The organism is Nonomuraea recticatena (genome assembly GCF_039533245.1).
Lineage (GTDB): Bacteria > Actinomycetota > Actinomycetes > Streptosporangiales > Streptosporangiaceae > Nonomuraea > Nonomuraea roseola.
In genome coordinates this window covers 245,186-258,586 of the sequence record NZ_BAAATE010000009.1, presented here as the reverse complement: position 1 = coordinate 258,586, position 13,401 = coordinate 245,186, and the positions used below count along the sequence as shown (strand labels likewise).

General features: G+C 71.9%; 13 protein-coding genes and 1 pseudogene. 8 read left to right on the top strand and 6 right to left on the bottom strand.

Going from position 1 to position 13,401, the window contains the following annotated elements:
• Nucleotides 1-19: 19 nt before the first annotated feature.
• A complete protein-coding gene (locus ABFX50_RS20345) occupies nt 20-670 on the bottom strand; it encodes a DUF998 domain-containing protein (protein WP_346148541.1) in 651 nt (216 codons plus the stop codon).
• Nucleotides 671-762: 92 nt separating this feature from the next.
• Between ABFX50_RS20345 and ABFX50_RS20340 the strand changes: the two genes are divergently transcribed.
• The 4 genes and pseudogenes from ABFX50_RS20340 to ABFX50_RS20325 all read left to right on the top strand — a co-directional run bounded on the left by ABFX50_RS20340 (nt 763) and on the right by ABFX50_RS20325 (nt 3,893).
• Entirely contained in the window at nt 763-1,077 is a 315-nt protein-coding gene (locus ABFX50_RS20340) for a YciI family protein (RefSeq protein WP_346148539.1), read from the top strand.
• Nucleotides 1,077-2,288, top strand: a pseudogene (locus ABFX50_RS51330) (RNA polymerase sigma factor); the annotation flags it as partial. The gene ABFX50_RS20340 and the pseudogene ABFX50_RS51330, both read left to right, overlap by 1 nt.
• A gap of 856 nt (nt 2,289-3,144) precedes the next feature.
• Nucleotides 3,145-3,531: a VOC family protein gene (locus ABFX50_RS20330; RefSeq protein ID WP_346148535.1), complete on the top strand. Its 387-nt coding sequence runs from the start codon at nt 3,145-3,147 to the stop codon at nt 3,529-3,531.
• A 128-nt stretch (nt 3,532-3,659) separates the two neighbouring features.
• A complete protein-coding gene (locus ABFX50_RS20325) occupies nt 3,660-3,893 on the top strand; it encodes a hypervirulence associated TUDOR domain-containing protein (RefSeq protein WP_346148533.1) in 234 nt (77 codons plus the stop codon).
• A gap of 158 nt (nt 3,894-4,051) precedes the next feature.
• Here ABFX50_RS20325 and ABFX50_RS20320 read toward each other — a convergent pair whose 3' ends face one another.
• Both ABFX50_RS20320 and ABFX50_RS20315 read right to left on the bottom strand, forming a co-directional pair.
• Nucleotides 4,052-4,522 carry an iron chaperone gene (locus ABFX50_RS20320; protein WP_346148531.1) on the bottom strand — a complete coding sequence of 157 codons (471 nt, stop codon included), beginning with the start codon at nt 4,520-4,522 and terminating at the stop codon, nt 4,052-4,054.
• 150 nt (nt 4,523-4,672) lie between these two features.
• On the bottom strand, nt 4,673-5,128 hold the full coding sequence (locus ABFX50_RS20315; protein ID WP_183654123.1) for a carboxymuconolactone decarboxylase family protein: 456 nt from the start codon (nt 5,126-5,128) through the stop codon (nt 4,673-4,675).
• 176 nt (nt 5,129-5,304) lie between these two features.
• On the opposite strand from ABFX50_RS20315, the gene ABFX50_RS20310 reads away from it, so the two are divergent.
• Nucleotides 5,305-7,785, top strand: coding sequence for a tetratricopeptide repeat protein (locus ABFX50_RS20310; protein ID WP_346148528.1), 2,481 nt, complete (start codon nt 5,305-5,307; stop codon nt 7,783-7,785).
• A gap of 42 nt (nt 7,786-7,827) precedes the next feature.
• Here the strand turns inward: ABFX50_RS20310 and ABFX50_RS20305 are convergent, their stop codons facing one another.
• Nucleotides 7,828-10,470 carry a helix-turn-helix transcriptional regulator gene (locus tag ABFX50_RS20305; RefSeq protein ID WP_346148526.1) on the bottom strand — a complete coding sequence of 881 codons (2,643 nt, stop codon included), beginning with the start codon at nt 10,468-10,470 and terminating at the stop codon, nt 7,828-7,830.
• Between the two features lie 74 nt (nt 10,471-10,544).
• Here ABFX50_RS20305 and ABFX50_RS20300 point away from each other — a divergent pair, with 74 nt between their 5' ends.
• The 3 genes from ABFX50_RS20300 to ABFX50_RS20290 are packed head-to-tail and all read left to right on the top strand — an operon-like array spanning nt 10,545 to nt 12,386.
• Nucleotides 10,545-10,913: a nuclear transport factor 2 family protein gene (locus ABFX50_RS20300; protein WP_183654114.1), complete on the top strand. Its 369-nt coding sequence runs from the start codon at nt 10,545-10,547 to the stop codon at nt 10,911-10,913.
• 7 nt (nt 10,914-10,920) lie between these two features.
• Entirely contained in the window at nt 10,921-11,940 is a 1,020-nt protein-coding gene (locus tag ABFX50_RS20295; protein ID WP_346148523.1) for a nuclear transport factor 2 family protein, read from the top strand.
• A 35-nt stretch (nt 11,941-11,975) separates the two neighbouring features.
• Nucleotides 11,976-12,386: a hypothetical protein gene (locus ABFX50_RS20290; RefSeq protein WP_346148521.1), complete on the top strand. Its 411-nt coding sequence runs from the start codon at nt 11,976-11,978 to the stop codon at nt 12,384-12,386.
• A gap of 189 nt (nt 12,387-12,575) precedes the next feature.
• Here the strand turns inward: ABFX50_RS20290 and ABFX50_RS20285 are convergent, their stop codons facing one another.
• Both ABFX50_RS20285 and ABFX50_RS20280 read right to left on the bottom strand, forming a co-directional pair.
• A complete protein-coding gene (locus ABFX50_RS20285; protein WP_346148519.1) occupies nt 12,576-12,770 on the bottom strand; it encodes a hypothetical protein in 195 nt (64 codons plus the stop codon).
• 11 nt (nt 12,771-12,781) lie between these two features.
• Nucleotides 12,782-13,399 (bottom strand): hypothetical protein, encoded by a 618-nt coding sequence (locus ABFX50_RS20280; protein ID WP_346148517.1) that lies wholly within the window; start codon nt 13,397-13,399, stop codon nt 12,782-12,784.
• Nucleotides 13,400-13,401 lie beyond the last annotated feature (2 nt).

Here is a 13,401-nt window from a genome sequence, read left to right as displayed (position 1 = left end):
GGGGTGAAGTGGTGGGTGGTCAGGCGGACGTGCGGAAGCGGGCGGCGACCAGGGAGATCCAGCCCATCGCGATCATGACTCCGGTGGCGAGCGTCACCGAGGCGGCGTGCCCGCCGGTGATCGCCCAGCCGTCACCCAGGATCAGGGCCACACCGGCCAGGCGGGAGAGGACGGCCATGCCGCGGGCGCCGGTGCGGGTGAAGTACCGGCCGAGGACGAAGCAGGCCGCGGCGAAGGCGATGAACGTGATCGACCCTGCGACCATGTGCATGACGGCGTGCCAGCTCATCGTCGCCGGCGGCCCGGCCGGCGTGCCCACGGGGAAGCCGTCTCCGGGATCCATGACGAAGACGCCCGCTCCGATCATCCCGATGCCGGCGACCCGGGTCAGGCGCGGCACCCAGGTGCCGCCGGGCTTGCCGTACAGGGCTCTGCGGAAGCCGAAGGAGCCGGCGATGAGCAACGAGCCGACGATCAGGAAGTTGGTGATCTGGATCCACCCGAGCGAGCCTGTGGCGAGCTGGCTGAAGGGGTGGCGGACCAGGTCGAAGCCCTCGCGGGTGAACGCCTGCGTCAGGGCGACCACGGTCCAGACGGGCATGGCGGCCGCCGCGGCGGTGAGGAGTGTGCGGGTGGAGGCGTTGCCGCGGGCGATGGTGGTGGTGGTCATGTTCCCTGTTCCCTTCGTGGTTGTGCCTACGCGTCGTCCGAGCGATGTGACAGGGAACGCAGGGGCTAGGGTTGGCGAAAAAGGAGTGCGGCATGCGATTTCTCTTGACGAACGTGAGCGAGCAGAGGGCGGACGAGACGCTCCAGATCGAGATGGGCAAGTTCATCCAGGAGCTGACCCAGGCCGGGGTGCTGCTGGCCACCGGCGGGATGGAGCTGGGCGGCAGTCTGCTCAAGTCCGTCGGCGGCGAGCTCACGGTGACGGACGGACCCTTCGCCGAGGCCAAGGAGATGGCGGGCGGGTTTGCGCTGATCGAGGTGGGGTCCAAGGAGGAGGCGCTGGAGTTGTCCCGCCGATTCTTCGAGATCATCGGCGATGGTGAGGGCAGGATCCAGCAGATCTACTGATGAGTGCCGCACGGGACGCCCACGGAGCGGTCAACGCGGTCTGGAAGCTCGAGGCCGCGCGGATCATCGCGGGCCTGACCAGGATGGTCCGCGACGTCGGCCTGGCCGAGGAGCTCGCCCAGGACGCGCTGGTGGGCGCGCTGGAGCAGTGGCCCGAGCAGGGCGTCCCTGACAACCCCGGCGCATGGCTCATGACGGCGGCCAAGCGTCGCGCGATCGACCACATCCGCCGCGACGAGCGGATGGGGCGCAGGCACGAAGAGATCGCCCGCACGCTGGAGCGCCAGGATCCCGAACCCGACGACGACGTGCTGCGCCTGATGTTCGTCTCCTGCCATCCCGTGCTGCCCGCCGAGGAGCGGGTCGCGCTGACACTCCGGCTGCTCGGCGGCCTGGGCATCCCGGAGATCGCGCGGGCGTTTCTGGTGCCGGAGCTGACCGTCTCCCAGCGTGTCGCCAAGGCCAAGCGCACCCTCGCCGAGGAGCAGGTCCCGTTCGAGCTGCCGCCGGGGCCGGAGCTGGCCGGCCGGCTGACGTCCGTGCTCGACGTCATCTACCTGATCTTCAACGAGGGCTACTCGGCGACCTCCGGCGACGATCTGATGCGCCCGTCGCTCGCCCTGGAGGCGCTCCGCCTGGGCAGGCTGCTGGCCGAGCTGGCACCCGGCGAAGCCGAGGTGCACGGCCTGGTCGCCTTGATGGAGATCCAGGCGTCACGCGCGGCCGCGCGCACCGGCCCTTCCGGTGAGCCCATCCAGCTGCACGAGCAGGACCGCGGGCTCTGGGACCGGCTCCTGATCACCCGCGGCTTCGCGGCGATGTTGCGGGCGAAGGAGGCAGGTGGCCCGCTCGGTCCCTACGTGCTGCAGGCGGCGATCGCCGTCTCCCACGCGCAGGCGGGAACCGCGCAGGACACGAACTGGGCGCAGATCGCGACGCTCTACGAGGCGCTGGTACGGCTGAGGCCGTCCCCGGTGATCCAGCTCAACAGGGCCGTGGCCCTCGGCATGGCCCACGGCCCCCAGGCAGGTCTGGACCTCGTCGAGACGGTGGCCGCCGACCCGGCTCTCAAGGACTACCACCTGCTGTCGGTGGTGCGCGGCGACCTGCTGGCCAGGCTCGGCCGGCATGACGAGGCCGGCAAGGACTTCACCCGCGCCGCCGCGCTCACCCGCAACGCCGCGGAACGCGCGTTCCTCCTCGGACGCGCCGCCACCGGCGCCGCCCAGGCGCCTTCCCAGCAGACGGGCCTCACGCTGGGTGAGGCCGCGGAGGGCTTCCTGGCCCGTGGCGACCTGGACGCCCAGACGATCCGCTCCTACGGCCAGACCCTGCGCCGCCTGCGCCTGGACCTCGGACCCGGCACTCCGCTGGCCGACGTGACCGCCAGGCAGGTGGCCGGGGTCTTCGCCGTCGCCTGGGGGACGGCGGCCCCCAGAACCTGGAACCGGCATCGTGCAGCCGTACGCTCGTTCTCGTCATGGGCCGCGATCGCGGATCTGTCGGCCGAGCTGGGCAGGAAGCCGGAGAGCCGCGAACGACGCCCAGCCGTCCACGGGCCGGCTCTGGAGGCCCTGTGGCGGCATCCGTCCCTGCGCGAGCGGGCGCTGTGGCGGCTGCTGCACGAGTCGGGAGCGTCCGCGAGGGCCGCCCTGTCGCTCAATGTCGAGGACCTCGACCTGGTCGCCCGCCGCGGCAGGGTCACCACCAGGACCGGGCCGGTCTGGATCTCCTGGGGAGACGGCACGGCGGCCCTGCTGTCCGAGCTGGTGGCGGGCCGGACTCGTGGCCCCCTGTTCCTGGCCGACCGGCGCCCCGCCCCCGCCCGCATGCCCAAGCCCGCCGACCTGTGCCCGGACACGGGACGGGGGCGGCTTTCGTACGAACGCGCCGAGTACCTCTTCAAGAAGGCCGCGGGCCACACCCTCCACCAGCTGGCTTTCCGGATGAAGCATTACACCCTGGATGGACCGGGGCAGGCGTGAGCAGGCTTCAGGGCCGGCCGCCGCCATGGCCCGGTCGGCGGAATCGTGTGCCCTCACCGCCGTGCGGGGGAACAGGTGCCGCATGGAGGTATTGAGCAGCCGCGTGCTGCTGCGTCCCCGCGACCTCGCGCGCAGCCGGCACTTCTACGCCGAGACGCTCGGCTTGGCGGTCTATCGCGAGTTCGGCCCTGCCGACCATCCAGGAACGGTCTTCTTCCTGGGTCAGGGATTCCTGGAGCTCTCCGGGCACGCCGACGGCGAGGCCGGGTCGGCGATGTCCCTCTGGCTGCAGGTGCGCGACGTGGCGCGCGAGGAGGAACGCCTTCGCGGGGCGGGTGTCACCATGCTGCGCGAGGCCCGGCTGGAACCGTGGGGTCTCACCGAGCTGTGGATCGCCGATCCCGACGGCCATCGCATCGTCCTGGTGCAGGTCCCGCCCGACCATCCCCTGCGCCGCGACCCGCGCTGACGGAGACTCCTGCTGTTCGTGCAGGCCGAGGCGATCCCCGTCGGCCGCCGTCGCGCCTTGACCCGTCGATGGGCGAATCCATGGCTGTGCTTGCGCGTGTGAGCCTGGGTCGGGGTAGCCCCACGCTCATGACGAAGAAGCGCGAGGAAGACCCCTCGGTAGGCGACGAGGTCACCTGGCGAAGCCACGGATCCACCGCCCACGGCAAGGTGGAGAAGAAGATCACCAGTCGGCGGGAGGAGGCCGACAGGACCGTGGCGGCCTCTCCCGACGAACCCCAGTACGTGGTGCGCAGCGAGAAGAGCGGCAAGAAGGCCGTCCACAAGCCTTCGGCCCTGCGCGAGGACAAGGGCTCCGGATGACGGCGGATGAGCGGCAGGTCGCGGCCGAGTTCGGCCAGGCGGTGAACATGACCGCCAAAGAACGCGCCGGGACACCGACTGCGCGCTCCTCCGGCGGTCATCACCCAGCCCGGGATCGTCCCCTACCGGGGCCGGGGGTTCAGCGGCCCGCTCAGTGATCAGCTGACCGCTCGCTTCACGAGCTCGGCGAGCCTCGCCTCGTCGTCGGCGGTCAGGGCCGTGACCGCGAAGGCGGTCGGCCACATGGTGCCCTCGTCGAGGGTCGCGATGTCGTTGAAGCCGATGGTCGCGTACCTCGCCTTGAACTTCTCCGCGCTCTGGAAGAAGCAGACGACCTTGCCGTCCTTGGCGTAGGCGGGCATCCCGTACCAGAGCTTCGGCGTGAGGGCCGGCGCGCTGGCTGTGACGATGGCGTGGAAGCGCTCGGCCAGGACGCGATCCGACTCCTTCATCTCGGCGATCTTCTCGAGGACGTCGCGCTCGCCGTCGGCCTTGGCCGCGCCGAGGCGCGCGGCCTTCTTCAGCTCCTTGGCGTGCTCCTTCATCGCGGCCCGCTCTTCGTCGGTGAACCCGTCGAACTTCTTGTCGGCTGCGGTGGTGCTCTTGGCGGTGTTCTGCGCTGCGTTCATGGTGGAGATCTCCTTGTGTGCGAATCCTGGTGGGGACGACCATTGTGCGAGACTTGCCGGCTTCTCCGGCTCAGCCGAGAAGGTGCGCGGGGATCAGGCGAGTGGTCCCGGGCCACGAGTTCGAGCGCGCTGCCCGGGGCCGTGCACCGCTCATCCCCATGCGCCGGCGATCTGCCGGGTGGTGGCGTTGAGCCGGTTGAACAGGTTGGTGACGCCGATCATCAGAACGATCGCGGCCAGCTGCTTCTCGTCGTAGTAGGTGGCGGCCCTGTCCCAGACCTCGTCGCTCACCGCGTCGGCACGGTCGGCCAGCCGTGTCGCGGCCTCGGCCAGCTCGAGCGCCGCCCGCTCTTCCTCGGTGAAGTAGGGGGTCTCCCGCCAGGCGACGACCGTGGCCAGCCGCTCCTCGCTCACTCCGGCCTTACGAGCGGTCTTGGTGCCCGCGTCGACACAGGAGCTGCAGCCGTTGATCTGGCTGACCCGCAGATGCACCAGCTCCAGCGTCTGACTGTCCACCCCGCCGGCGTTCACGGCCTTGAAGAGCTGCTGGATGGGCTGCATCGCGTCGGGCAGGATGAAGGCCGGGTTCTGCATGCGAGACTGCATGGTGGTTCTCCTCTTCGGATCAGCGCCCCGTCCCTTGGGGGCGTGACTCCATAACAGCCGAACGGGCTCGCCACGACGACGACGGTGGGACACCGTGGGACAGGGGAAAGGGCTCTGGCCTGCGGCGATCCGTCCCGATAAGTTTCTTCCGGGACGGGACAGAGAGGCAGGATGCGGTGGTTGTGCAGCAGAGGACGAAGGCTGATCCCCAGGACGAACTGGCCACCCGGCTGCGCCTGCTGCAGGAGCTGTCCGGGCGCGGCGTGCGGGCTCTCGCGCGGGACACGGGCCTCAGCTCGTCGTCGCTGTCGCGTTACCTCAGCGGTCAGTCGGTGCCACCCTGGCCCGTGGTGATCGAACTCTGCCGCCTGGTCAAGCGCGACCCCCGGCCGCTGCGCCCTCTGTGGGACAGGGCGACGAACCCCCTGCCGGCGCCCCCGAAGGCGAGCCGCCAGGTCCAGCCTCCGTCGCCGCCCGCCGGCGCCCCACGCCCGCCCCGCAACGACCTGCCGCGCGACGCGCCCGACTTCACCGGGCGTGAGACCCAGCTCGCCGCCGTCCTCGCCGCGGTGCGCAGCAGCCGTGTGGTCGCCGTCGACGGCATGGCGGGCGTCGGCAAGACGTGTCTGGCGGTGCACGCCGCGCACCGGCTCGCCGACGAATACCCGGACGCCCAGCTCTATCTGGACCTGCACGGGTTCACCGACGGGCGGGAACCGCTCGACCCCGATCCCGCGCTGCGGGCACTGCTCGCCGCGCTCGACGTCCCGTCGGAGAAGATCCCGCAGGAGGGTGGCCTCGAGCCGCTGGCCGCCTGCTGGCGGTCGGAGCTGGCCGCCCGGCGTGCCGTCGTGGTCCTCGACAATGTCGCCGGCGCCGACCAGGTCCGCCCGCTGCTGCCCGGCGCGGGCGACTCCGTCGCCCTGATCACCAGCCGCAACCGGCTGGTGGGCCTGGAGGACGTGCCTCCGGTGTCACTGGACGTGCTGACCCCGCAGGAGAGCGCGGAGCTGCTGGCCCGCGCCAGCGGCGATCCCGCCGGCCCCGACGGCCGGCTGGCCCGCGACCCGGAGTCCGCGGCCGAGGTGCTGCGCCGGTGCGGCCATCTGCCGCTGGCCCTGCGGCTGGCCGGGGCCAGGTTGCGGCACCGGCCAGGCTGGACCGTGGGCATCCTCGTCGAGCGCATGGCGGAGGGCGCGAGCGAGTTCGACACCGCGTTCGCCATGTCCGTACGGCAGCTGGACCGGGCCGAGCGCCGGCTGTTCCGGCTGCTGGGCCTGCTGTCGGGCTCCTCCTTCGACGAGTACGTGGCGGCGGCGCTGGCGGACGTGCCGCTGCGCACCGCCCGGGCGATGCTGGAGGACCTGCTCGACGCCCACCTCGTCCAGCAGCCGTCGGCCGGCCGCTACACGCTGCACGACCTGGTGCACCAGCACGCGCGCCGAGCCGCCGCCGAGCAGGACTCTCCGGCGGAGCAGGAGCAGGCGCTGAACCGGGTGCTCGACTACTACGTGTACGCGGCGGCCGCCGCCGACGCCGCGATGCCGTACGTGTCCGGCAGCCGCGCGGCCTCCGCGGGCCGGCCCCCCGCCGAGTTGCCGCGGTTCACCGACAAGCACGCGGCCCTCTACTGGTACGTCACGGAGTACACCAACCTGATGGGGGCCTTCGAGGTGGCGGTCGCCACCGGAGCCGACGCGCACGTGTGCGAGCTGCCGCGCTTCATGCGGGCGTTCTTCGCGCGGCGCTGCGGCACGACGCACCTCAACGTCCTCTTCGAGCGGTCGTTGGCGGCCGCACAGCGTCTGGGCGATCCGTGGCAGCTGGCCGAGGCGCACAGCGACCTGGGCTTCGCCCGCTACAACGCGGGCAGGATGGCGGAGGCCGGCGCCGCGTACGAGGCGGCGGCGCCGCTGGTGTCCCAGGCAGGGGACACCCGCTCCGAAGCGGATCTGATCATGCGTCGCGGCCACCTGAGGTGGGACGAGGGCTATGTCGAGGAGCCGCTCGGCCTCTTCAGGCTGGCCGGGAGGCTGTACGCGGACGCGGGCTGTCCGATGGGCGCGGCCCATGCGACCGCCGACGAGGCGTGGGCGATGCTGCAGCTTGGACGCCACGAGGAGGCGGCGCGGCTGGCCCGCGAGGTGCTGGACACCGCGCACGCCGACCCCGACTGGCCTGCCGTACTGACCGCCCGGATCACCCTTGGCATGGCCATCACCCACGAGCGACCCGACGAGGCCGCGGAGCACCTGCACCGCGCCCTGGAGATCGCCCGCGAGGACGGCCACAAGCACAACGAGGCGTGGTGTCTCAACTGCCTGGGCGTCGCCCTGCGCCAGATGGGCCGCTACGAGGAGGCGCTGGCCAGCCACCGGCAGGCGTTCGCGCTCCTGGATGAGCTGTTCGAGGAACACTGGAAGATTCACTTCCTCAACGGGTACGCCGAGACCTGCCGGCTGGCGGGCCTGCCCGAGGAGGCCTTGCGCTTGCACCGTCAGGCACTCGAGCTGGCCCCGAAGGTGGGCAACCGACACAAGGAGGCACTGGCCCACGAGGGGATCGCCGCCGTGCTCGACGAGACGGACCCGGCCGCCGCCGCCGAACACCGCGCGGCGGCGCGGGCCATCCATGAGGAGCTCGAACCAGGGGCCTGACGTGTCTGGTCGCGCCCGCGGACCGCGGGCGAGACCTGCCCGTCAGCCGAGGCCGGCGAGCGCGGCGAGCTCGCCGCGGGAGGCGACGCCCAGCTTGGGGTAGGCCTTGTAGAGGTGGTAACCGACGGTGCGGGGGCTGAGGAAGAGCTGGGCGGCGATGTCCTTGTTGGACAGCCCTCGTGCGGCCAGCTGGACGATCTGCCGTTCCTGCGGTGTCAGGCCCGTCGGTCTGCCCGGTGCGGGCGCGGCGGCGGACAGCGCGCCGGCGGCCTGGAGCTCGGCCCGGGCACGGCCGGCCCAGGGAGCGGCGCCCAGCCGTTCGAAGCTCTCCATGGCCTCGCGCAGGTGGCCGACCGCGACGCCGCGGCGGCGGGCCCTGCGCAGCCACTCCCCGTACAGCAGCCGGGTACGCGCGCGCTCGAAGGCCGGTCCGCCGGCCTCCAGCGCCGCCAGGTAGTGCGCCTCGGCGTCGTCCCCTGCGAGCAGGGCCAGGCAGCGCTCGATGAGGTGGCGCTGATCGAGACGGACGTAGCGGGCCAGAGCCGGCCTGGCCCGGTCGGGCTCGCCGCTGCGCACGGCGGCCTCCACCAGGTCCGGCACGCACCGTATGGCCGAGACGTGGTACCAGCCGGGCCCTTCGGCGAGGGTTTCGAGCTGGACGAGCGCTGTCTCCGCCCGGCCCTGGCCCAGGTCCAGCACCGCTCGGGACCAGTCGGCCCACATGGCGCCCTGCATGGGCGCCACCGGGCCCCGCGCCACCTCGGCGGTGAGCCGGCGGTGGCGTTCCTCGTCGCCTTCGACGGCGGCCAGGTAGGCCAGCAGGCCCCTGTTCAGGGCGGCCCACTGGTGCTGGCCGGTGTTCTCGGCCAGGCGCAGGGCGGTGGTCGCGGCGGCGCCGGCCTCATGGTGGCGGCCGCTGTGGAAGAGCTCGGCCTGCGCCTGGAAGTACAGCACCATCGGCAGGACACCGATGCTGCCCTCGGCATGGCAGCGGGCGATCAGGCGGGAGGACATGCGCAGGGTGGCGGCGTCCTGCCCGGCGATGAGCGGCGCGCCGCAGACCATGGCCGCCAGTCCGGGCGGGTGGTCGGCCAGGGCGTGCTCGGCCTCGGCCACGGCCTGCTCCAGCGGGACCAGGCCGGTCGGGTCGCCACCGGACAGCCGGGCGAAGGCGGCGGCCTCCAGGCGGGCCAGAGCGGTGACGGGCTCGTCGAGCAGCGTCTCCGTCAGGGCCCACGCCAGGCGGGCCGCCACCTCGGACAGCTGGGCCTCGCCCGCGTACCAGGCGGTCTGGAAGGCCCGGACCAGCAGGGACGGATCCAGGTGGGCGGCCTCGGTCATCAGGCGGTGCGCCTCGCCGTACCGTCCCCGCGAGAAGTGGGCGGTGGCCTGCGCGTGGGTGGTGCGCGCGCGCAGCGCCGGGTCGGTGGTCAGCGCGTCGGCCTCGCTCGCGAGCGTCTGACCCCAGTCGAGCTCCCCGGCCTCGATGGCGGACTCGGCCGCCATGGTGAGGCGCCGGGCGCGGGTCTCGTCGTCGCGGCGGGTGAGCGTGGCGGCGCGCTGGTACGCGGTGGCCGCCGCCGCGTACCCGTGCCGGCGGGCGGCCCGCTGGGCCGTGCGTTCGAGCTCCGTCGCCACGTGCTCGTCGGGGCCGACGGTCGCCGCGGCCAGGTGCCAGGCCCGCCGGTCCGCGTGGTGGTCTCCGGTCAGCGTCTGGGCGAGCGCGGCGTGCACGGCCAGCCGCGAGCTGATCGGGGCCCGCTGGTAGACGGCCTCACGGATCAGCGGATGGCGGAAGCGTACGTGCTGCCCGTCGGTGGTCACGAGCCCCCCGGTCTCGGCGGGGCGCAGGTCCGCGGCCGTCACGCCGAGCAGCCTGGCGGCGGTGAGCACCTCGTCCAGGCCTTCCCCCGCCGCGGCCACCAGCAGCAGCGTCTGGGTCGCTTCAGGGAGGTGGTCCACCTGACTGTGGAAGGCCGCCTGCAGCCGGCTGCTCAGGGGAAGCGCGCCGAACCCGTGGCTGTCCCGGTGCAGGGCGGCGGGCAGCTCGATGAGGGCCAGCGGATTGCCCTGAGCCTCGGCGAGCACCCGGTAGCGCTGGCCAGGGGTCAGGCTGCCGCCCTTCAGCAGGGCCGCCGCGGACGGCGAGGCCAGCCCGGCCAGCGTGATCTCGGGCAGCCCGTGCACCTCGCCCTCACGGGTGGCCATGATCAGGGCGATGCCCTCGGCGTCCAGCCGCCTGGCGGCGAAGGCCAGCGCGGCGCGGGAGCCGGGATCCAGCCATTGCGCGTCGTCGATGAGGCACAGGACGGGGCCGTCCTCGGCCACCTCGGCCAGCAGCGACAGCACGGCCAGGCCGACGAGCAGGGCGTCGGCGCCCTGTCCGTCCGTCAGGCCGAGCGCCGTCTCCAGCGCGCGCCGCTGCGGCGGCGGCAGCTTGTCCGTACGGTCCAGCGCCGGACGCAGCAGCAGGTGCAGTCCCGCGTACGCCAGCGCGCTCTCGGATGGCACGCCGCTGCGCCGGATGACCTGGATGCCGTCGGCACGTCCTGCGGCGTAGTCGAGCAGTGCGGTCTTACCGATGCCCGGCTCGCCCTTGATCACCAGAGCGCCGCTGCGACCCGACCGCACAGTGTCGAGAAGCTCGTCGATGACGGATGTCTCGGCCTCTCGCCCGTACAGCATGCGCCCCCTCGCCGACACAATTACCTAATCGCGACAGATGCCCATTATGTGCGGTTTCTCTAGCTTCCTTGTTCATGAAGAACATCGACGAGCTCATCGCTCGCTACATCGCCACCTGGAACGAGACCGACCCCGCCGCCCGCCGCGCGGCCATCGACGAGCTGTGGTCCCCGGACGGGGTCTACACCGACCCGATGGCGGTCGCCACGGGCACCGCCGCGATCGACGCCACCATCGCCGCCGTGCAGGAGCAGTTCCCCGGCTTCACCTTCACCCTCGCGGGGCCGGTGGACGCCCACCACAACATCGCCCGCTTCACCTGGGAGCTGGCGCAGGACGGCGCCGAGGCGCTGGTGGTGGGGTTCGACGTGGCAGTGATCACCGCCGACGGCCGCATCGACAGCGTCCACGGCTTCCTCGACAAGATCCCTACCGGCGCATAGGACGAACATGCCGAACAACAAGCGCTTCCTGGCCGCCGCCCTGCTGGCAGCACTACCGCTCGTCGCGCTCGCCGGACCGGCCACGGCACAGCGGACGGACGGCCCGGTGATCGAGGGCACGATCAGCCCTCAGGCGAAGACCTTCATCGATCGGCAGACCCGGTTCGGCTCCATGCCCACCGGCGACGGCACCGAGCGGGTCGAGGCCTACGGCGAGATCTTCGCCGACGACGCGACCCTCTGGGAGGCCGCCCGCGACGTCATCAACGGCAAGACGGACATCAAGAAGTCCATCTCCGACACGCTGGCGCTGGTGCCGCAGTTCGGTTTCACGCCGCAGCGTCTCGCGGCCGGTGGCGACACCGTGATGTACGGCGCGCACAACACGGCCGTCATCCGCGGCAGGACGGTCGAGTACCCCGCCATCTACCGCGTGGTCATCGACCAGTCCGGTGACGTGGTGGAGGGCCGCCGCTACTACGACAGGTACACCTGGTTCGCCCCCATCGCCACCGGGGACCTGAAGCTGGACAACCTGTTCGACGGCATCGCCGACGGCGCCACCGCCGCGGCGGAGCCCGCCGCCGAGGCGAAGGAGTCGACGCTGCGCCATGGCCTGCTCGGCCGGGCCGCCGCCTGGAACAGCAGGAACGCCCGCGCCCTTGTCGCGGCCTCCGGCCGGGCACCGCTGACCGGTCCGGGCCTGGACGGCCGCAAGCTGCACACGACGGCCGCCAAGCGGGCCTACGTCGAAAGGCTGCTCAGCACGTTCGCGAACGACGGGAACGGCGACAACCCCACCGCCCTGCGACCCGGACAGGCGGTCCACACCCGCGACGCCACCTACCAGGAGTGGTACGGCACCGTGCGCAGCCAGGGCCGGAACATCACCTACGGCGTCATCGAACGCTTCGGCCACAGGAACGGCAAGGTCACCGACTGGAGCCTGACGTTCGACACGCTGCCCCTCATCGCCGACGCCGGCAAGATCGGCAGGCTGTACGGCCTGCTGAGCAGTCCCTCGTAAGTCCGCGTCACCGCACCGAGAGTTGAGGAAGATTGATGGCACTGGACGCACTCCGCCCTGACGAACGGGTCGAGCCCGCGTGGGAGCTGCCCGACCATCTGGAACGGTGGTCCCGCTCGACCGGGATCGCCGTGGAGGTGTGGGCGCTTCCCTGTGAGCCTCTCCCCGTCCACATCGCGGAGCTCGTCCATGCCACGATCCTCGACGTGCTGGACGGCTTGGAACCGGACGGATCGGTGCGGTGCGTGGGCATCGCGCTCACCATTGGCGCCGGCGGCCTGCGCCTGACGCTCAGCGGCGACGGCCTCGGCCTGCCGTCGGAGCGGCTCGCCGATCGCCTGCGCGTCAGGCGTGCCCGGTTCGCCGAGTTGGGCGGCGGGCTGTCGGTCAACGCGGTCCTCGGTTGCGGCGTCACCGTCAGCGCCGTACTGCCCGCGAGCGGGTGACCGGGGCTTGCGCCTTCCAAGGACGCTGAGCGGCACTGGGGAGTGATGGTCCAGCCGTTCCTGCTCGACCAGGTCGCCACCGCCGCCAGGGCCCGCAGCGAGCTGGGCTGGCGGCCGCACCACCCGTCCCTGCTCGAGGAGCTCAAGCAGGGCGGGTGATGGGCGTACCGACCCGCACGCCGTTCGCTGTCAGCGTCGTGTCCCGCGCCGGCCACCGAGGAGGCCTCCGTCGCTGCGCGTGCCGACTCCCGCCTGGTGCAGGGCCAGCAGGCACAGACCGAGCAGCATGAATGTCACGCCGCTGATCCCACCGGGGATCTCGAAGGCCAGCAGTTCGAGCAGGAAACCCAGCCCGAAGATGATCGCTGCCACGATGGCGAGCATGTCATCTCACCTCATTTCTGGGGGCCGGACAGCGCGAGCAGTTGTTCGAGCATGGCCCCGTAGTCGCGAAGAGCCAGCCTGAGCTGCTCGGTGTCGCCCTGGTCGGTGTTCTTCCACCGATCGCCCAGCTCGCTCGTGCGCGTGGTGAGCGAACTGGTGAGCGCGTTGACGACCTCGTCGACCAGCTGGTCCGCCTGCTCCATCGCCTGGCGCGGGTCGTCCACGAACGTGGCCTGCAGGTCGTGCCAGCGCGTGTGGGCCTGGTCGACGTCCTGGTCGAACAGGGCAGCGCCCTGCGCTGGTACGGCCGGCGCCCCAGCGGGCGCGGACTCCGCCGGCACGTCGCCGGCGGCGATGCCGGTATCGGTGGCGGTGCCGGTATCGGTGGCGGTGGTGTCTGTAGCGGTGGTGTCGGTGGTGGCGGCGTCGGTGTCCGTGAACCCTCTGTCCTGAACCCCTACGTCGTGGTCGGCTGAGCCCTGGGCCCCGAGACCCGCCGGCTCCTCCACCGGGCGCTCTTCCTCCATGTACACAGGCCCAGGGCCTGCCACTGGTCCGCCGGTCTCGTTCACGTCGTCGTACTGCCTCGGTGATTGCAGTCCTTCGTCTTCGTGCTTGCGCGGGTCCATGT

Bases quoted from the DNA above. Each gene is read 5' to 3' on its own strand.
- ABFX50_RS20320 (WP_346148531.1), bottom strand. From the start codon at position 4,522: ATGAACGCAGCGCAGAACACCGCCAAGAGCACCACCGCAGCCGACAAG.
- ABFX50_RS20315 (WP_183654123.1), bottom strand. From the start codon at position 5,128: ATGCAGTCTCGCATGCAGAACCCGGCCTTCATCCTGCCCGACGCGATG.
- ABFX50_RS20300 (WP_183654114.1), top strand. From the start codon at position 10,545: ATGAAGAACATCGACGAGCTCATCGCTCGCTACATCGCCACCTGGAAC.
- ABFX50_RS20340 (WP_346148539.1), top strand. From the start codon at position 763: ATGCGATTTCTCTTGACGAACGTGAGCGAGCAGAGGGCGGACGAGACG.
- ABFX50_RS20305 (WP_346148526.1), bottom strand. From the start codon at position 10,470: ATGCTGTACGGGCGAGAGGCCGAGACATCCGTCATCGACGAGCTTCTC.
- ABFX50_RS20290 (WP_346148521.1), top strand. From the start codon at position 11,976: ATGGCACTGGACGCACTCCGCCCTGACGAACGGGTCGAGCCCGCGTGG.
- ABFX50_RS20295 (WP_346148523.1), top strand. From the start codon at position 10,921: ATGCCGAACAACAAGCGCTTCCTGGCCGCCGCCCTGCTGGCAGCACTA.
- ABFX50_RS20285 (WP_346148519.1), bottom strand. From the start codon at position 12,770: ATGCTCGCCATCGTGGCAGCGATCATCTTCGGGCTGGGTTTCCTGCTC.
- ABFX50_RS20345 (WP_346148541.1), bottom strand. From the start codon at position 670: ATGACCACCACCACCATCGCCCGCGGCAACGCCTCCACCCGCACACTC.
- ABFX50_RS20330 (WP_346148535.1), top strand. From the start codon at position 3,145: ATGGAGGTATTGAGCAGCCGCGTGCTGCTGCGTCCCCGCGACCTCGCG.
- ABFX50_RS20325 (WP_346148533.1), top strand. From the start codon at position 3,660: ATGACGAAGAAGCGCGAGGAAGACCCCTCGGTAGGCGACGAGGTCACC.
- ABFX50_RS20280 (WP_346148517.1), bottom strand. From the start codon at position 13,399: ATGGACCCGCGCAAGCACGAAGACGAAGGACTGCAATCACCGAGGCAG.